At 63.6% G+C, this 18,319-nt stretch carries 18 protein-coding genes; 10 read left to right on the top strand and 8 right to left on the bottom strand.

Annotation, left to right across the window (positions count from 1 at the left end; genetic code table 11):
• Positions 1-17: 17 nt before the first annotated feature.
• Positions 18-1,010, bottom strand: a complete 993-nt coding sequence (locus tag AADZ78_RS17135) for an alpha/beta fold hydrolase (protein WP_085249982.1) — start codon at positions 1,008-1,010, stop codon at positions 18-20.
• Positions 1,011-1,362: 352 nt separating this feature from the next.
• Here AADZ78_RS17135 and AADZ78_RS17130 point away from each other — a divergent pair, with 352 nt between their 5' ends.
• On the top strand, positions 1,363-1,944 hold the full coding sequence (locus tag AADZ78_RS17130) for a hypothetical protein (protein ID WP_085249983.1): 582 nt from the start codon (positions 1,363-1,365) through the stop codon (positions 1,942-1,944).
• A 179-nt stretch (positions 1,945-2,123) separates the two neighbouring features.
• The gene (locus AADZ78_RS17125) at positions 2,124-3,128 is read left to right on the top strand and encodes a hypothetical protein (protein ID WP_239656708.1); all 1,005 of its coding nucleotides are present in this window, start codon (positions 2,124-2,126) and stop codon (positions 3,126-3,128) included.
• Positions 3,129-3,135: 7 nt separating this feature from the next.
• Here the strand turns inward: AADZ78_RS17125 and AADZ78_RS17120 are convergent, their stop codons facing one another.
• Positions 3,136-3,990, bottom strand: a complete 855-nt coding sequence (locus AADZ78_RS17120; RefSeq protein WP_085249984.1) for a sulfurtransferase — start codon at positions 3,988-3,990, stop codon at positions 3,136-3,138.
• Between the two features lie 117 nt (positions 3,991-4,107).
• Between AADZ78_RS17120 and AADZ78_RS17115 the strand changes: the two genes are divergently transcribed.
• Together AADZ78_RS17115 and AADZ78_RS17110 are read left to right on the top strand one after the other, a co-directional pair.
• Complete coding sequence (locus AADZ78_RS17115; RefSeq protein ID WP_239656709.1) at positions 4,108-4,512, top strand: hypothetical protein; 405 nt, start codon at positions 4,108-4,110, stop codon at positions 4,510-4,512.
• Between the two features lie 275 nt (positions 4,513-4,787).
• Positions 4,788-5,345 (top strand): MPT63 family protein, encoded by a 558-nt coding sequence (locus AADZ78_RS17110; protein ID WP_085250040.1) that lies wholly within the window; start codon positions 4,788-4,790, stop codon positions 5,343-5,345.
• Between the two features lie 55 nt (positions 5,346-5,400).
• Here AADZ78_RS17110 and AADZ78_RS17105 read toward each other — a convergent pair whose 3' ends face one another.
• The gene (locus AADZ78_RS17105; protein ID WP_085249986.1) at positions 5,401-6,114 is read right to left on the bottom strand and encodes a hypothetical protein; all 714 of its coding nucleotides are present in this window, start codon (positions 6,112-6,114) and stop codon (positions 5,401-5,403) included.
• An 84-nt stretch (positions 6,115-6,198) separates the two neighbouring features.
• On the opposite strand from AADZ78_RS17105, the gene AADZ78_RS17100 reads away from it, so the two are divergent.
• Together AADZ78_RS17100 and AADZ78_RS17095 are read left to right on the top strand one after the other, a co-directional pair.
• Positions 6,199-6,735, top strand: a complete 537-nt coding sequence (locus AADZ78_RS17100; RefSeq protein ID WP_085249987.1) for a TetR/AcrR family transcriptional regulator — start codon at positions 6,199-6,201, stop codon at positions 6,733-6,735.
• Positions 6,732-7,982: a cytochrome P450 gene (locus AADZ78_RS17095; RefSeq protein WP_085249988.1), complete on the top strand. Its 1,251-nt coding sequence runs from the start codon at positions 6,732-6,734 to the stop codon at positions 7,980-7,982. Before AADZ78_RS17100 ends, AADZ78_RS17095 begins: the two co-directional genes overlap by 4 nt.
• On the opposite strand, the gene AADZ78_RS17090 is transcribed toward AADZ78_RS17095, so the two are convergent.
• The 3 genes from AADZ78_RS17090 to AADZ78_RS17080 are packed head-to-tail and all read right to left on the bottom strand — an operon-like array spanning position 7,979 to position 12,165.
• A complete protein-coding gene (locus tag AADZ78_RS17090) occupies positions 7,979-9,589 on the bottom strand; it encodes a Na+/H+ antiporter (protein WP_085249989.1) in 1,611 nt (536 codons plus the stop codon). The two genes, AADZ78_RS17095 and AADZ78_RS17090, sit on opposite strands and share 4 nt — an antisense overlap.
• Positions 9,590-9,616: 27 nt before the next feature.
• Entirely contained in the window at positions 9,617-10,708 is a 1,092-nt protein-coding gene (locus AADZ78_RS17085) for a DUF5685 family protein (RefSeq protein ID WP_085249990.1), read from the bottom strand.
• Between the two features lie 20 nt (positions 10,709-10,728).
• Positions 10,729-12,165: a MauE/DoxX family redox-associated membrane protein gene (locus AADZ78_RS17080; RefSeq protein ID WP_139828631.1), complete on the bottom strand. Its 1,437-nt coding sequence runs from the start codon at positions 12,163-12,165 to the stop codon at positions 10,729-10,731.
• A 78-nt stretch (positions 12,166-12,243) separates the two neighbouring features.
• Here AADZ78_RS17080 and AADZ78_RS17075 point away from each other — a divergent pair, with 78 nt between their 5' ends.
• The 4 genes from AADZ78_RS17075 to AADZ78_RS17060 all read left to right on the top strand — a co-directional run bounded on the left by AADZ78_RS17075 (position 12,244) and on the right by AADZ78_RS17060 (position 15,068).
• Positions 12,244-12,666 carry a protease inhibitor I42 family protein gene (locus tag AADZ78_RS17075; RefSeq protein WP_085249992.1) on the top strand — a complete coding sequence of 141 codons (423 nt, stop codon included), beginning with the start codon at positions 12,244-12,246 and terminating at the stop codon, positions 12,664-12,666.
• 102 nt (positions 12,667-12,768) lie between these two features.
• Positions 12,769-13,473: a DsbA family protein gene (locus AADZ78_RS17070; protein ID WP_085249993.1), complete on the top strand. Its 705-nt coding sequence runs from the start codon at positions 12,769-12,771 to the stop codon at positions 13,471-13,473.
• Between the two features lie 75 nt (positions 13,474-13,548).
• A complete protein-coding gene (locus AADZ78_RS17065) occupies positions 13,549-13,839 on the top strand; it encodes a helix-turn-helix domain-containing protein (protein ID WP_308204504.1) in 291 nt (96 codons plus the stop codon).
• Positions 13,836-15,068, top strand: coding sequence for a type II toxin-antitoxin system HipA family toxin (locus AADZ78_RS17060; protein ID WP_085249994.1), 1,233 nt, complete (start codon positions 13,836-13,838; stop codon positions 15,066-15,068). The genes AADZ78_RS17065 and AADZ78_RS17060 overlap by 4 nt, the downstream gene beginning before the upstream one ends.
• A 22-nt stretch (positions 15,069-15,090) precedes the next feature.
• Here AADZ78_RS17060 and AADZ78_RS17055 read toward each other — a convergent pair whose 3' ends face one another.
• Positions 15,091-16,476, bottom strand: a complete 1,386-nt coding sequence (locus tag AADZ78_RS17055) for an FAD-binding oxidoreductase (protein ID WP_085249995.1) — start codon at positions 16,474-16,476, stop codon at positions 15,091-15,093.
• Between the two features lie 254 nt (positions 16,477-16,730).
• Positions 16,731-18,230: an alpha/beta hydrolase gene (locus AADZ78_RS17050; RefSeq protein WP_085249996.1), complete on the bottom strand. Its 1,500-nt coding sequence runs from the start codon at positions 18,228-18,230 to the stop codon at positions 16,731-16,733.
• Positions 18,231-18,319 lie beyond the last annotated feature (89 nt).

Here is an 18,319-nt window from a genome sequence, read left to right as displayed (position 1 = left end):
GGTGCGCTCTAATGCGATCAGCGCGGAGTAGGCCCTAGCTGATCCACCAGGACCGCGCCGTCGGGCTGGTCCCCGAGCGTCTGCAGCGAGATGTCTTCGCCTGTGGCCGTAAGGCGGACGATCTGTGCCAATTGCCCAGGGGCATCGCACTGCAGATAGTGATCGGCGTTGGGCACCACCCAATAGCGGCTTCGACCGGGCATGTCCCGAAGGTACGCTTGCCAGACGTGGTTCGCCACGCGCAGCGGTGCGACATTGTCGTGCAAGCCCCAGACCAGCGTCACGTTGAGCGGGATTTTTGAAAGCGTTTCCAGCCAACCGGTTTCACCTGCTGAGCGCTCTTTAAGGTACTGAATGGTATCGGGCAACACGCGGATTCCGTCGTTGTGGGCAAAGCACTTCGCCAATGCGGCGATCTCCGGGTCCTCAAGTGTCCGCCGCGGCATAAAGGTGCTGATTCCCAGGCCTGCCGCCAGCAGCTCCGGCGTCGTCGCCGCCGCCGTGGTGCGTCCCGTTGCCGGGTCGAGCAGCGCGGTCTGGAACGTGGTGAGATTCGACAGCGGTAGATAGATATTGGCGTTGGTCACAATCGCGTCAACGGGTAGGGCCGCTTCGGCGGCCAACATGTCCAGCGCGATCATGCCGACACTGCTGCCGCGATCATGGGTAAGCATCCGGTATTCGGTCAGCTTCCACACCTGCGTGATCGCGTGGACGAGCAAGCGCGCGTCGTCGAACAACGAATAGACGTACGGCTCGGGCGGCTTGTCGGACAGTCCGTAGCCGGGAAAGTCCAATAGAAAGATGTCGAACTCCGCGCTCAGTTCACGAGCCAAGCCGAAATAGTCGATGCTTGAGGTCGGGAAGCCGTGCACCAGCACCAGTGCTGGCGCTCCCGGTGTGCCGCAACGGCGGCTGAACACCGTGACTTCTTGTCCGTCATTGGCAGCTGTTGTCGACCGCCAGCGCAATGTGCTCCCGCCGCTCTGCCACTCGGTGAAGATGTCCACGGTGCAAGCCTTTCAGGGGTCGAGCTCTAAGGGAAGCTCGACGCACGCGTCTTTGGCAAACTGCCTAATGCCGCGAGCTAGCGGCGGTCTACGGTTTACCATGCTGGTCATGATCAACACGCGGGTTATGGGGCTCGGTGAGTATCAGATTGACCGGTGACCTCGACTTGCAGATTCAAACGGTCGGAGAGTGTTATCGGCTGACCTGGTGACACCGTCGCCAGAATGCCAGGCTTCCCGCATTAGCTGGCGAAGCCGTCTTCCAAGGCATCCTTCCCGACCGGCGAACGAGCTATGGCTCTTGCGCATTGGATGACAGAAAAAGCTCTGCTGCACAACACCGGAGGAATCAATGAGATACCGACTGTTGCCACTCGTCTTCGTTTTGGGGCTGGCTTTGACGGCCTGCGCCAGCAGTGGCGGCAGCAGCGTAAGCCAGCCGCGCGTGTGGGGTGCGTTCATGGAGCGAGGTTTGAGCAATATCCCGATGAAGCCGGGCCTCAACGTTCGCGTGTTCAACGACTTCACCCTGGATGAGCAGCAGTACATCAAGTACGACAAGACCACCGGCTATTTCACCCTGGAGCCGGGCACCTACCGAATCGATGGGTGGTCGCTGACGACCTTCGGGTGGAAGCTGACCCCCGAGCAGCGGGCCGCGGCGTATTCGGCTCCCGGCTATGCATTCCTGTGGAATGTCGAAAAGAACGACATGGAGATCCTGGCTTCCCTTCAAGATCCGCTGTATTCGCTGCCGAGCAACATCAATGGCGTCCTGAAGGTCGCGAAGAAGACGCGGTATTACTTCGGCCACCAGAACGGCGACAAGGTCGACGGGATAAGCCTGCAGCTCTATGACCCAAACATCAAAAAGCCCGATGGCACTATCTCAACCAATCACGCGTTTGCGCAGCTGGTCATCGAGCGGCTGTAACGGCTTCGACATCGCAAGTAGATAACGTCGAGACATCGCTAGTCAAAAAGAACGATAACGAATCTCCACGCACTCGCCGTGTCGCGCAAAATCATGGCCAAATAGCTTCAGCCACGCCCATCCGACAGCGAGTTCTGGCATCCCATGACTGACGAAAGTGCGCCAGAGATAGGGGGATCGTGCTCAAGCGGTTCCGGGCTGTCCTCATCATGCTCGCGGCTTTCGCGGCGGGAGGCGGCGTGGCCGTTGCCGAGTCCGGGGACTTTGTCACCATGAGCTCGTGCGAACAGCGCACATTGGTACTGACCGCCTTTCCGGCCGAAGCTGACGCCGTTCTTGCCCGCACCGCACTCGATCCGAACCCTGTCGTGATCGCCAACCGCCGGCATTTTTACCTCGGCTCGATCGCCGGCAAGAAGGTGATCGTGGCGATGACTTACATCGGCATGGTCAACGCCACCCAGGCGACCGAGACGGCATTGGCACGCTTCACGTGTGCGTCCGGCATTGCCGTTGGTGCCGTGGTGTTTTCGGGAGTCGCAGGAGGCGCTGGGCGCACCAGCATTGGAGATGTCGCGGTCCCCGCTCGGTGGACTCTCGACAACGGCGCGACATGGATGGCAGTCGATCCCGGGATGCTGGCTACGGCCCAGACACTCGCTGTCGGCCTGAGCGGCATCAACCGCCTTGGCGATCCCTTGTGTCTGTGCCACCGCCTCGGCAAGTTCGTGCTGCTCGATCTGCACCGCCAGCCGCAGCTTATCGTCGGCGGCGACGGCATGAGCCGCGACAACAACAATGGCCAGGCGTTCCCCTGTGTCCCCAACAGCGGCAACGTCTTTGGCTGTCAGCCCTGCACCGTACCGGATCGCTCAATCTTCTACAGCGGCAACTTTTTCCAGGCGATCGGACCGTGGTTGACCAAAGGTCTGCTCAGCAACTTGAGGATCGACACGGGCCAAAACCCGGCATTCGATGCGGTGGACCAGGAGACGGCCGCGGCGCAGGCGGTCGCTAGTGCGCATGGCGTCCCGTTCCTGGGAATCCGCGGCATGTCGGACGGGCCGGGTGACCCACTGCGCCTGCCCGACTTCCCGTTCCAGTTCTTCTTTTACAAGCAGATCGCGGCGGAGAACGCCGCTCTCGTCACCGAGGCATTCCTGCGGAACTGGCCGGGCCCGTGAGTTGCGGCTAAGCGGGGCCGCGGGCAACGGGATGGGTTGGATCCGAACTCCACTGCGACCATGACCCGGGAAACAGCGCGGCATCGGAACCCAGGGCCGCGAGCGCCGCGACGACGACGCTAGCGGTGACGCCCGAGCCGCAGTAGGCACCCAGCGGAGCGTCGCGCTCAATCCCGCGTTCGGACAACAGCTGTGTGAGCGAGCCGTCGTCGACAAACGTTCCGTCGCCCGTCAGCACGGCGCCGATTGGCAGATTCTTCGCGCCGGGGATATGACCTGCGACCGCGTCGATAGGCTCATCGTCGCCGCGGAAGCGATCGGGTGCGCGCGCATCGAGCAGCGTCACGATCCCCGCGCCGGCCTGCTCCGCTGTCAAGGTTGGTCGGCCTCCGGCGTACAAATCATCGTGCAGCACAGCCACATTCCCCGGTCGCGGCGTGACCGGACCGGTCTCCAGGCTCCTGCCGGCCGATCGCCATGCGGCCAAGCCGCCGTCCAGGATGCGCACATTGGGGATCCCGGCAGCGGTGAGCACCCACCACGCTCGCGCAGAAGCCGCCCGATTCCAATCGTCGTAGACCACCACTGGCGCGTCCTGTTGGACGCCCCATTGGCGCGCGGCGGATTCCAGGTTGCGCCCCGACGGCAGTGGGTGGCGCCCGCGGCCGACGATCGTGTGGTCGCTGAGTTCGTCCTCGAGGGATACATACACCGCACCCGGGATGTGTCCTTGTTCGTACGCCGGACGGCCGTCGGGTTCATCGAGCCGCCATCGCACATCCAATATGGCTATCGGGGCGTCAGCCCGGATGAGTTCAGCCAGTCCGGCGCTGCTGATCAGTACCTGATCGCGTGCATTCACCGATGCGCCTCCTCGTTTGTCTGCGACGATAATCTCTTAATTGTGACGCGACATCGTGGCGGACGGACCTTCACGACGGGGATAGCGCTCGGCGTCGCGTTAGCTCTGGTGACTGCCGTGTCCGCGGAGGCGGCTCCCAACACGAAGTGCACACTGACGACGACAGTTCAGGAAGTCCAGAGTGTGTCTCAATTGCCGCAGGAGCTTCTCGAGCTGCTCCCGCCCATCGCCGATAGCGACGCACCGTTCAACAAGACGGACTCGGTCGACGACCCAAACCTGCCTTTCCGGCGCCTGATTCGGGCGGGCTCGCGCGGCACCGTTTGGTTCGTATGGTATGAGCGCGGCGGCATCGGATATTTCTGGCAGGCCGTCGTTGCGCGCGTTATGCCCGGGAGCGACGCCAAGGTGTTGGCGAACGCGGGAACTGTCTCCGACACGCTGTGCAGCTTTACCGATGGCGTGTTTACCGGGCAGATCCCGCCGTATCCGCAAGGCACCTGGGAAGTTTCGTCGTACTAATCGCTTGTGTCAGCCGCGACAATTGGTCAATTGTGGCGCCGTCACCGTTCCGAAAGTGGTGGCAAATGATACCAATGTTAAAGACGTTGCTCGAACCATGTTGCGGCGCAAAATGATCTAGCCCGCTTTGCGCAGGTAGCGAGGCCGGACAACGGTATTGGGCAATGCAGTCACGTTTGAGGTTGCCATCGTTTGGCAATGCCAATGTATTGCGGTTTGAGACCCCACACTGTCCAACCGCGCCGACGACTACGGCGAAAATGAAGGAGCGCATCGTGAAGTTCACAACCACCACCGTCAAGACGGCCATCGGTGCCGCGGGAATAGCTGCAGTAAGCGCTTTCGCGGCAGCAACTGCATCCGCTATAGCGCCAAACATCCAGGGATTCGGTACCACTCAACAGCTAATCAGCGGGCCAATGGTTACCGCATACACGGTGAGCAACCTGCAGCCCAGCAGCGTGGCGATTCCCGGCTATACCCCTAGGGGAACGCTCTACCAGGCAGACATAACCGCCAGGTCGGACGGCGGAATGGTCACCCCGATGGTTAAAAACTTCAGCGCCCGCGGGCCCAACGGTCAGACATACAGGCTGATCGAGAGGGCCGGGGCTCCGAATGGCCTTAACCCGGCACCTATCCCTCAAGGCAACGAGTCGACGGGCACCCTGTACTTCGACGTGACGGGCGCGCCACCCAACGGTGTCGTGTATAACGACGGACTGCAAGACATTCTGATCTGGACGTCGAACATGCCGGGGACCGCGGGGCCTGGTGAATTACCGAACTCAGGACCGGCACCCGGCGGGCTTCCTGGCCCGGCTCACACCTAATTCGGTTGCAAAGACCTCCCTGCGCCACGTCTAGTGGCGCGGGGGGCTTTGCGTATTAGGGCCAGGCTTCCCAGCTGATCATGGTGCGCATCGGTCCGGCGAAGACGGGGCGTACCGATGCCGATCGCCACCGCCCTTCGACGACTGGGGCCAGGGCGTCGGCAGTAGCAAGCGGATCGTCGTCGAGATAGACGACTGTGATGTACTGCGGTTCGGTGCGCCACCCCCGGGGCGCGGGGTCCCACGCGGTCGTGGTACCGAAGGTCCACACGCCCGCCACGCCAGAGGTGGCAAGCAGCGCCGGATGGTGCTCGGTGCGTAGCCATTCCAGCCACCCATCAGGCCGCCTCTCGGGGGGCTCCTCGATGATCAGCAGGACGCCGCGGTGCGGACGGAATGGCACTACTTCGGCGGACACCAACGTCGAATGCCATTGCAGCAGTTGCAACCCCGCTATTTGCAGCAATGGCCGCCAGACCGGTAAGCGACCTTGATCGCGAAGCGTACGGCCCAGCGCCACGAAGTCGTCGAAGGTCTGATGCACGGGTTCACCGACGAGGTAGTGGACGACATTCCCAACTAGTGGTCCATCGGAAACCAGCCGGTGATCGAGGTATTCGCTGTCGGCGATCCATCGCAGTCCGTGCACGATGCCCGGTAGCTGGTATTGCTCCGGCATGTGATCCAGCAGATGCCACCGCAGATAACTACCGTCGTCATCGGGCGGCGCGGGAGCGGTGAGGCTGAATATGCCCGCCTTGACCCGCATTACGAGGCATTCAGCTGGGCTAGCGACAGCGTGCTCATCGAGGTAGATTCTAACAGTGCTCGAATTAATTCGGACTAGGATCGAATGACCTCCGCGGAGCGGCGGGCATACGGCGAACTGGACCGGGCTCAGGTGGTGGCATCCCTACACAGCCTGGCGCGGCGTGTCGGCGTACAGCAAGTGACGATGCGTGAGCTCGCCGCCGAACTCGGCTCGGCGGTACCGTCGGTCTACTACCACGTCGCGGGAAAGCAAGCCGCGCTGGATCTGCTTGCCGAGTCCGTGCTGGCCGACATCCCCGTACCCCAGGCCGGCCCCTGGGACACTCGGCTCACCGAACTCTACTGTGCCGCACGCGAGGTGATGCTCGGCGTTCCCGGCATCGCCGGCGTCCTGCAGACCAGCGGCGGCGGCGAACGTGCCCGCCGCCTGGATCGGCTCAGCCGTTCACTTCTCGCCGAAGCTGGCCTCGCGAAAGCCGTTGTCAGCGCGGCACATACGGTGCTCTACACCTATCTGCTGGGCTCGGTCAGCCTGGAGGAGGCCCGTGGCAAACGCCAGCCCGCCTCGCGTTTCCGTGCCGGGCTTGACGTGATCATCGCCGGGGTCAAGGCCTCATGAACGTGCCAACGCTGGGCTCGATAACCGTCGAAAACCAGGACAGTCCCGCCGACCGTGACGCCGCCGCGGTGCTGAACCCCGACACCTTTGTCGTCGGCGCCCCGTTCGCGGCGCTAACCCGGTTGCGGCTGAACTCACCTGTTCATCCGGTGCAGCTGCACGAGCTGCCCCGGGCATGGCTGTTGACTCGGCACGCCGACGTGCGGCTGGTCAGCCGCGACACCGAAACCTTCACCAGCAGCAACGGCAACACCCTGGTGAAGGCCGAGGCCGGGCCGAACTCCGCGATGCTGCCCGGAATTGACCCGCCGCGTCACGTGCACTTCCGCAAGCTCATCAACCAGGGCTTTACCGTCCGCAATGTGCAGCGCCTGGAGCCGCGGATGCGCCACGTCGCGCGGGACATCGTCGCCAACATCACCGGCAAGGGCGAATTCGACGCAGTGACAGACATTTCCGCGGAGATGTCACTACAAGTGATCGCCGACGTGCTCGGGGTTCCCGCCGAAGACCGCATGGAGGTTTTCCGGTGGAGCAACGCCATCGGCAGCCTGGGCATCGAGGACCCCGATTATGCACCCACACCCCAGGCGCTTGGACAGGCGGCCGCTGAAATGTTCGCCTACTGCGGCGAACTGGTGGCCCACCGGCGCAAGCACGGTCTCACCGACGACATCTTTTCGGCGCTGCTCACGGCGGAGGTTGACGGCGAAAAACTCAACCGCGATCAACTCAACGAGTTCTTCCTGCTGCTGGCCATCGCGGGCAATGAGACCACCCGAAACACACTCAGCCACGGCATCTTGGCACTGTCACAACACCCGGAGCAACAGGCGCTGCTGGCCAAAAGCCCGGACGCGATCAAGCCCGCCGTCGAGGAGCTGCTGCGCTGGGCAACGCCGGTGATGCATTTCCGGCGCACTGTCACCAGCGACGTCGAGATCCGTGGACAACGGATTCCCGCCGGCGACTGGGTGCTGATGCATTACCTGTCGGCCAACCGTGACGAGGAAGTGTTCGATCGTGCCGACGAGTTCGACGTGACGCGCACCGACGCCAATCACGCCGCATTCGGCGGCGGGGGAGTGCACTTCTGTCTTGGCGCTCAACTAGCCCGTCTGGAGTTGCGGGTGATGCTCGAGGAGTTGTACCCAAATGTGCCGGCTCTGAAGGTAACTGGGCCGCCCGATCGGCTGCGGTCGTCGTTCTTCCATGGGATCAAGCGCCTACCGTGCAGCGCGAACTAGCCGCTACCTTCGTATGCCTCGGTATCGGCGGGGTCGAGTAGTTGCACTTCCTCTAGATCCATCTCGCGCTGCAACTCGCGCAACACGATGTCGTCGATCAGGTTTTGGTTTCGCAACGTGGTAACGGCGTGGCGCTGGTGGTCGAGCACGCGCAGATGGACCCGTCGGACCAGATCGTTGCGTTGGGCCAGATCGTTTGTCGCCGAGTCGTCGCCGATTTCGCGGACGAGCGCGGCGCGTTCCTCGTATTCCTTTGTCAAGCGTTTCAGGACGTCCGGACCGGCGTCGACCTCGGCGGCGACCTCCGGCAGGATTTCGAGGGCGGCTTCGGCGCTTCGAGTTCGGGCCAGTTGCAGTTCGTCAGCGCGGGCAATGTCTTCGGGCATCCGGGCCCATCGAACGACGGCTGGCAGCGTGCTGCCCTCGACCAAAACGCTCACCAGAATTACCACGGAAACCACGAAGATGATGCGGTTGCGGTCCGGGAACGGGGCGCCACTGGACGTGGTCAACGGCACCGCTAATGCTGCGGCAAGCGACACGGCTCCTCGGAATCCCGCCCAGCTGGTCACGCAGCGCTGACGGAATCCGACATGACGAGTGGGCTTCTTGAGGACCCTGTCCGCGGCTCGACCGAGCACGGTGGTGAGCTCGACCCAGGCGATCCGGGTTGCGATGACGACGCCAGTGACGGCCAGGGCCAGAACCGCTGCGCGGCGCAGGCCACCGTCGGCGTCGGAGATGTGACGCACCGCGCCCGGGAGTTGGACTCCGACGAACACCCATAGCGAGCCGTTGATCAGGAACGTCGAAATGTCCCAGAATGCGTAGGCCTCCAGGCGGGAACGTGCCCGGATTACTTTCGGTCCGACATAGGTGAGCACCAGTGCCGATACCAGGACCGCGACCACTCCGCTGCACTCCAAAGTCTCGGCGAGCAAAAACGCCGCGAACGGCGTCAGCAGGCTCAGGGCACCTTCCTCCAGCGGCGCGTCAATTTGGCGGCGCACCAGGGTCACCAGCGTGCTGACCAACAGCCCGGCCGCGATTCCACCGACGTAGGAATAGACAAACCGCCCGGTGAGGGCGGCGGGGCTGACCTCATGCCCGCCGACCGCTACCGACACGGTCACGGCGAACAGCACGAGCGCGGTGCCGTCGTTGATCAGGCTCTCGCCGCGCAGCACGGTGAGGGCCCGGCGGGGCAACTTCTTGGCCAGACCCGCTACGGCGGCCGCGTCGGTAGGGGAAAGCACCGCACCGAGGACCGCCGCCGCGTGCGACTCCATGCCGAACGCTCGCGCCGTCCACGAAACCGCCACCGCGGTCGCGATCACCAGGCCAACGCTGAACAACACGATGACGCGCAGATTCCAGCGGATCTCGCGAAAGCTGGTGTTCATGCTCTCCCAATAGAGGATCGCCGGCAGGAACAGCAGCAGCACGATCTCACCGTCGATCTCAACGCTGCCGAAGCGGGGGATCAGACCGAGCAGCCCACCCAAGAAGATGAGCAGGACCGGTGGACCCACGCGATAGCGTCGACCCAGGATCGTGCCCACGACCACGGTGGCGACCAGCGCGACGATTACGACTAGCCCAAACACGCGACCATCCTGCCGTACGCGGGCCGGTTAGTGGCAGTCGCAGCAGTCTCCGCAGTCACAGCAGCAATCGCCATCGCAACAGCTGTCGCAGCAGCAGTCACACCCGCAGTCGCAACAGCAGGAATCGGTGCAGATGTCCCAGCACCCCTGTTTGCGCTGCGGCACGGGTTCAGGTGGCAGCTCGCCCGGTATGCCGGGGTAGGAGCCAGCGCCCATCGCCTGGTTGCCGAAGTTGATCCCTTCTTGCCGGCCGTGCGGCGTTCCGTTGTGCGCGCGAAATGTGCGCGAGACCGCACGGCGGACCTCTCGGGTCAGCAGGCGGCGGGGCAACCGTCCGTCGGTGAAGTCCACGTCGGCCAGTGCCAGCTCGATACCCAGCATCGCGTCGTCACACAGGGTCCGAACCTCGTCAACAGATGTGTCGGTGGCGGCCAACGGATTCCACTTCCCGTGCGCGACGTCGTCGCGGTAATCCTCGACCGCGTCGAGCAGGTGCGCCACCCGCCCGAACAGTTGCCCGACCTCACGCAGCGGCGCCTCATTCGCCGGGCGGCCGGCCAACACGGCGGTGTGGGCGAACGCCGCGGCGACGGCCGTCTCGGTGGGCTCGGTCACCGACAGCAGCGAGCTGCCCGGGCCTGCGCTCGCTTCCAGCTCGGCCTGCCGGTCCATCGCAGCCACCAGCACGCGGGTATCGAATCCCATGCTGTGACCGGTTTCGGTGCCCTGGCGTACCCATCGCTCGGCGAGGCGGCGTGCCGCGGGCCGCACCCCGATCGCACCTACCAAGCCATCGCGGTCGTCGACGTGATCATGTACCCGCGCGGCGGCCAGCGCCAACGACACCACGGCGGCCAGCCGGACACACTCACCGGTTGCCACGTCGGCACGCTTCATCCCGCGCAACGGGCACGGCCCGGCCGTCCGCCGTGCGGGTTGCGCCTGCGATTGCGCTTCGACCAACAAGGAGACCACCAACCCGTCGTAGTTGGTGGCGATCCGCGCCGCCTGGCCGTAGTCGTCGCGCAGTGCCAGGCACAGGCCGCACAACTGCGCTCGCCAGGCCGCGGTGAGTTCGCCCCCGAGCCGATGACGACAGGGCCTGATGATGCCAAACACGCATCGAAGCTACCGGACAACTACTTCGGGGCGGGACAGGTTCTGGGCAAGTCGACTATGGGCTGTCCCAGCTGCTCCATCCCTTTGCGGTACTGCGCGACGGCCGGCAGGTCCGTAGTGGCGGCCGACCATATGGTCGAGGTGCAGGTGGCGGTGTCGCAGCCGCCGCCGAAGGTCACCGACTCGCCGGTTTTCACCGTTAGGCACTGGCACTTGGCCACGGCAGGGTTGTGGGGGTCGATCTCGCACTCGACGTCAAGACAGTTCGCCCATGTCACTCCCGGGGGACAGTGCAGCACACCGAAACTGGCGTTGACGTTCACCGTCGAGAATGCCGACCGCACCTTGTTTCCCGACTGATTTCGCTCGGGGCAGGGCTTGAACCCGATCGAGTAGCCGTTGACGACGACGCAGTCGCACACCGAGATGTTGGGATCGGTGGTTGATGGCACGCACGGCGCGGTGGTGCACAGCGCAAAGGTTTGGTTGCACAGCCAGGCGCCGTCGACTTCCAGCGCCTTGGTGTCGGCGTGCTTGCTGCCGGAGTCGCACGCGGCGACGGCGCCGGCGGAGACCAGGCCGACGGACGCGTTGCGCAGCAGTCCGCGCCGGGTGAACCTGGTCTGCTCCGCTCGGTTCACGAGCTCCCTGATGGCAGTCGTTCCGCGGGCTGTGGTCAACTTGCGGTCACCGTCGATGAGCACGGCGCTGGGCGTGGCGGTGATGTTGTACGCGGCGAACCAGGCCCGCCGCTCGTCGATAAGTTCCAGCGGCACAGTGTGGTTCGCGGGTCCGCCGCTGATGAGTGCGACAGCGACGCGACCGTCTTGTTGCCATTGGGCGACCTCGGGTAGCAGCGCATCGCACGCGCCGCATCCCGGTTGGCTGAAGATGAGTACCAGCGGTTTGCGAGCTTCCAGCAGACTGTCGAAGGTCCAGGTGCGGCCCGCCCGGTCCGCGAGTGCCAAACCGGGTGTCGTGGGTGATTTGAGGCGCCGGTACGCCGCGGGACCGGTCCACAGGCCCAGCAAGACGATCGCGAAAAACGTTAAGAGCAAACCAAATTGACCGTTTAGCGCAACGAACACGGCCAGTGTCGCGAAACACCCGTTCCGGGCCAGCGTTGGCCAGCCGAGCTGTCCCTGCGACAGTCGGCCAAAGCAGTGGCATTCCAGACGTTGCCCACGGGTGAGATGCACCGACACCGCCGCACTGAATCCCGTCAAAGCGACCAACGCCGCCAATGCGCCGTATCTCGGTGCTGTCAGCAGCAGCGCGGCGATACCGAATTCCGTTGCAACTATTGCAGATCCGACGTATGCGGCGGCTACGCTCGGCGCTCCGAACGCCACAGCGGCTCGCTTGGTGCCGGGGCGATCCGCCAGCTTTGCCGTTGCGGCGATAGCGAACATCGCTCCCAGCAGGAGTCTTGCTGCCCATATCATCACGTGGCTCACCTCCGGACCGTCGTTGAGGTGGAATATTAGGCTTGCGGATCCAAGAATGGAGAGGTGGTTCTCGTGAAGACCAGGCTCATGGTGACCGGTGCCGTGCTCGTCACCCTGATAGCAGGGGCGGTGCTGGGTTGCTCCAGCAAGAGTCAGGCGGCGACCAAGACCATCGAAGTCGCCATGGACGACGTGTTGAACCAGAGCGCCATCACCCGAGACGTCACCCTTTCGGTTGGGGACACGCTCAAGGTGTCGTTAGGGTCGAATCACAGCACCCCGTTCCGCTGGACGGATGACCCGAAGATCGGCGATTCCACCATCTTGAAGCAGGCCAGTCACGAGTATGTGCCTGCAAAAACCGACCTTATCGGAGCCCCGGGCACCGAGGTTTGGACATTCACGGCGCTGAAGACCGGGACGACGACCGTGGTTGCCGACTACGCGAGCGTTGTGGGCAGCGATCCGGCGCCGACATGCACATTCACCGCGAACGTCACCGTGAAATAGGGCTGGGTAACGTGGCGCGAGCAGACGCAAAAGTCCCCGAAAACCGCGGTTTTCGGGGACTTTTGCGTCTGCTCGGCGGGTCTGCGGGGGCAGAATAGCCTGATGACCACCCCCTTTAGCGTTGTGGACTTTCATTTCGACCCGATGTGCCCGTTCGCCTACCAAACTTCGGTGTGGATCCGCGATGTCCGCGCGCAGTTGGGGATCACCGTCAATTGGCGATTCTTCAGCCTGGAGGAGATCAACCGCGTCGAGGGCAAGAAGCACCCGTGGGAGCGCGACTGGTCGTACGGCTGGTCATTGATGCGTATCGGTGCGCTGCTGCGTCGCACGGATATGTCGCTGCTGGACCGGTGGTATGCCGCGATCGGTCATGAGCTGCACATGGCTGGCGGCAAGCCGCACGATCCTGAAGTGGCGCGACGGCTGCTGGGCGAGATCGGCGTTGACACGGCCGTTTTGGATGCGGCACTTGATGACCTGACCACTCACGACGACGTTCGTGCTGAGCACCAGCGCGTTGTCGATGCGGGCGGCTTCGGCGTGCCAACTCTCTTTATCGACGGACAATGCTTGTTTGGGCCGGTGCTGGTGGATCCGCCTAGTGGCGATGCCGCCCTGAAGCTGTGGAGCCTCGTCACCGGCATGGCGGAGCTGCCGCACGTTTATGAACTTCAGCGACCGAAGTCTGCGGCCGATGCCGAACTCATCGGACGGAGTTTGCGCCCGTACCTCGATGGGCGTGATTGGGTCAGCATCAATCGTGGTGAAGTGGTCGATGTCGAACGGTTGGTCGGCGGAGGGTAGTTCATTGGCCCGCCCCAGCTACTTAAGCTTGGAAAACTAGGCATTAGAGGTTGACGACGGCCGTTTTCGTGGTGCATGCTGTTTATGCATGTAATTTCAGGCATAAGGAGCAGCGTGGCCGGTCCAAGGCGAACAAAGCCCCAGCCCGATGGCTCTATGCCTGAAATAGCACGCATAGGGCGGCAGTTTGCAGAGCGTCGTATTGCCCTGCGGCTCACCCAGCAAACCCTGGCTGACCTCGCCGGTGTGTCTCGCTCCAGCGTCCAGTCGCTCGAAAAGGGTAGTGGCTCACTCAAATTTGGATCCGTCATCGAAATCGCCGGGGTCTTGGGACTGCATATCGACGTAAGCGCGACGGTTGAATGACCGCATCTCGCCGTCGCGACCTACGGAACATCGCCGAGGCTGACGTCTATATCGATGACGATCTCGCGGCGCATCTAGTTCGCCAACGCGGAGACACGATCAGCTTCGACTATGTCGCCACTCAACGCTCGAGCGGGGCTCATATCCGTGAGCGATCCGTGTCATGGTCGCTGCTGCGCTCCCGTGAATACCCCGTCGTCAGCACCGGTGGCGCCGTTCCGCCGTTCTTCGCCGGGCTGCTTCCGGAGGGAGTCCGGCTCGGTGTGGTGACGTCATCGACAAAGACGTCAGCCGACGACCACCTCACGCTGTTGCTCGCGATCGGTGCTGACACCGTTGGCAACGTTCGCGTCGTTCCAGCCGGAGTCGAGCCGGCTCAACCGCTGCCAATGTTCGAACCCAACCAGCACACCGATTTTCGGGAGGTCTTCACGAAGTTGACCGGTTCGGTCGACGCCGACCCTGTGGGTATGGCGGGAGTGCAGCCCAAGGTCAGCGCCGCAATGTTGTCGGTGCCCACGCAGACTCGATCAGGGCCGGCGATCCTCAAGCTCAACCCCGTACAGTACCCATTGATCGTCGAGAACGAGCACTTCTTCATGACGATGGCCGCCGCATGCGGATTGCGAGTCGCAACGACATCGCTGTTGCATGACGCCGACGGGCGCAGCGCCTTGTTGGTGAAGCGATTCGACAGGAAAGGTTCGACGCGTATCGCGCAGGAGGACGCGTGTCAGGTCACTGACATCTACCCGGCCTCGAAGTATCGCATCAAGACCGAGACCGCAATTGCCGCACTTGCCGATGCGTGTGCGCGAGGTGGCGGATCTAAGCCGGCCGCAGTCCTTGAATTGCTCAAAACCGTTGTCTTTTCCTGGCTTATCGGCAACGGCGACCTGCACGGCAAGAACCTGTCGATCTACAACGCCGACGGTGTGTGGCAGCCAACTCCGGCCTACGACCTGCTGTGCACCCAGCCGTACCTACGCTGGCGAGATCCCATGGCGCTCAACCTCTATGGTCGTGCCAATCGGCTCAGTCGGGCCGACTTTGTCATTGCCGGTGAACGTCTTGGAATACGGCCACGGGCGACCACCAGGATGATCGACGCGATGGTTGACTCCGCACGCGACTGGCCGGACAGATGCGGGGAAATCGGTTTCGCTGATCGACAAACCAAGCTCCTCGCGAAGATGCTACGCACCAGAATCGACAGCTTGGCGGCCTAGAGCGGCGATTGCGCCCCGCGACTCATGCTTGTTCTGCCGGGAAAACAACATCGGGATTGAGGATGCCCGCCGGGTCGAAGCTCTGCTTGATCCGGCGCATGAGGGCGATCTTGGCCGGGTCTTCGAGCTGCAGAAAGTACGGGGTCTTGGCGCGGCCAAGGCCGTGTTCGCCGGAGATCGCACCGCCCAATTCCATTGCAAGCGTGAAGATGTCGGTCATCAGCTGCTTCTTTTTGTCCGGATCCTTGCAGACGATAGCCATGTGCACGTTGCCGTCGCCGGCGTGCCCGCAACCCACCGCGGCACCGCCTGCGGCCGACGCTAGACCGCGTGCGGTCGCGAGGAACTTCGGCATCGCTGCGCGGGGGACGACGGTGTCGATGATGTCGTCCGCGCCGAGCGCCTTTGCCGCCCAAAAGGCCTTCTCACGGGCCTCGATCAGCTTGCGTGCGGAGCCTCCTTCGAGGACGTAGGCGTCGACCGCGCCCAGCTCGGCGAGCATCTCACCAACGGTCTCGACATCCTCGAACAGTCGGTCGACGCCACGGCTCTCAAGCGCCACAAGGAGATACGCTTCGCAGCTGTCGCGGATCGTGTCTGGGATACCCAGCTCCAGATTCTGGGTGGCAATGAGCGCGGCCATCGTGGTGTTGTCGATGTACTCCAGGATGTCGGGCGCCAGGCCGCTGGCGAGGATCTTGGGTACCGCCGCCATGACTTGGTCGAAGTCGGCGAACGGGGCGAGCACGCTGGCGCTGTGGTCGAGCCGTGGATGCAGCTTGACGATCACCTCGGTGACCAACGCCAGGGTGCCTTCGGAGCCGATGATCAGCTGGGTCAGGTCATAGCCGGTGGAAACCTTGGCGATCCGGCCGCCGGTTCGGATGATCTCGCCGGTGGGCAGTACCGCCTGTAACCCGAGTACGTTGTGACGGGCCACCCCGTACTTGACCGCGCGCATCCCGCCGGCGTTGGTTCCGACGTTCCCGCCGACGCTGGAGGACAGCTCGCCCGGGTAAACCGTGTACCGCAACCCGGCATCGACTGTTGCGGTGTCCAGGTCGGTGAGCGTCACCCCGGGCTGGACGACGGCGACCTGGTTGGTGGCATCGACCTCCAGGACCGCGTTCATCCGCTCGAAAGAGATCAGGAGCCCATCCGGCAGTGGCCGTGCCGCCCCCGACAAACCGCAGCCGGACCCGCGGGCTGTCACGGGCACGTTGTGTTCGGCTGCGGCTTTTAGTAGCTGTGAAACCTCTTCAGCTGTCTTCGGCTTGGCGACGTAGGCCGGCTGCTGCGGCGGGTGCGTCAACTCCTCGTCGTGCGCATAGTCCTCGGGGATCGCGTCACCCGTCAGCAGGTTGTTGTTCCCGACGATTTCTGCAAACCGCGCCGTGATGTCGCTCATCGAAGGCCTCACCTTCTCACCGTGCCAGTTAGCGATTTACTTTACGGTCGCGGTTACAACGGATGCGATGTACCGACGTGCCGGCGCCTCGCCGCCTTGTCCGGCATATCGTTGCCGAGCCCCGCGCCCGGCCCTCGGTGGGTGTCGTGACCGGCCGGGTGCGCATGACCATCGCAATCGGCCCGGCGGAGCGCAACTTCCCGCATTGACCGCACAGGTGGCGGTCGCAGTCACGCTCGCCGAAACGAGCCGCCCTACCTCACCTTGAACGGCTTGGGTGAAATCGTTGCGACACAGCTGGTATCGGGCGAGCCCGGGGTCCGGAAGAAGGATGCCACCACGTCCTGCGCGCATTTGGACGTTAGGGCCGCCGCGTGGCCGACGCCAGGAATGGCAATGGACGTCGAATGACTCAGTTGCCGCGCCACATACTCACCCCACTGGGCACCGGTCCGTGCATCAAACTTTCCGGAGACAATCAGCGTCGGGATCGAGCTTCGTGCAGCCGTGCGCACCGATTCCGGCGCCTTTGGCACATTCCACTCCTGGCATTCCTCGACGCCGAACGGAAATGGCGGCGGATGGGCCAGCACCGAGTCCGGATAATCCGGAAAGGCGGTTCGCCCTTGGTCCAGCAGTCGCGACGGCGGATCGTAGGCCACCCACTCGCTACACGTCGCACCCAAATGCAGCCCATAGGAATACTGGCCGACAAACTTGGCCGCCGCCCACGACTCGGCCCACTCAGCGGCAACGAACTCAGGGTGGCCATGCGCCAATTGATCGATCGCATAAGGGACTTCGGTGGCATTCTCGCCGCGGGAGACCATGCGCATCATCCAGTTCACAAGCGCTCCGCCGCTGAGCACCACCCTCACCGATAGATCACTGTCGGGCATCGTCACCGATGTCTCGACCGGGCTGGCCTCCAGCTGGCGCACCAAGTTCGTGAATGTTTCGGCCAGATGCGGAAAGTGATCCCGGCACGCCGCGTCGGCCTCGCAGGCACCGAACACATTGTCGAACGCTTCGCGTGCGCTGCTCCAAAACCAGCTAGGACTCACGACATCGGGCGGCACCACCCCATCGATCGTCACCGCCCGGATCCCCGCGGGATGCTCGCGCATATAGATCAGTGCCAACTCCGACCCATAGGAAAGCCCGTACACATTCCATTGATCGATTCCCAGCGCCGTGCGCAGATCAGCGATGTCGGCGGCGTTCTCGGTGGTGTTGTACGCGCGAAGGTCAGCGCCCGTGGCCGCCAGCCGGACGTGACACGTCCGGGTCGGCGACGCATCGGAGACCATCGCGACATTGTCGGTGTGAAACTGGTCAATCTCGGTGCAGGTGAGGGCCGGCTGATTGGAGTACGTCCCCCGCGGGGCAATCAGGATCAACTCACGGTCGCGGTTCAATCCGGCGCCCATGACGAAATCCGCGCCCTGGACCGCGTCCTCGCCGGGGCCGCCGGCCAGGTACACGACCGGATCCGGCGCCGGCGCCGGCGTCGCGGCCGGCACCCGCGCGACTGCGAGCCGGATCGTTCGTCCGTTCGGGTCGGCGCGATTCTCGGGCACCACCAGATAGCCGCAACGCCAGGTATCGGAGCCAGCGACCGGCTCGAGCAACTTTGGGCAGGGGGCCGGCTCGAATCTGGGAGTTGCGGCCGCCGACGGCGTCCGATCGTGGCACGCCGGCAACAACCCAGCGGCGACGAGAACTACCGCTAGTTCAATCGCCCTGTGCCGCATGAGGGAAAACCGTACCTGGAAGGTGCTCGGATCGGACCGGGGTTTGGGCGCCAGGGCAGAATCTCAAAATTCCTGCCGCAGTACTACTT

The organism is Mycobacterium riyadhense (assembly GCF_963853645.1).
GTDB classification, from domain to species: Bacteria; Actinomycetota; Actinomycetes; order Mycobacteriales; family Mycobacteriaceae; genus Mycobacterium; species Mycobacterium riyadhense.
Note: the sequence above shows the minus strand (reverse complement) of the source record. Positions and strands in the feature narration are given on the sequence as shown.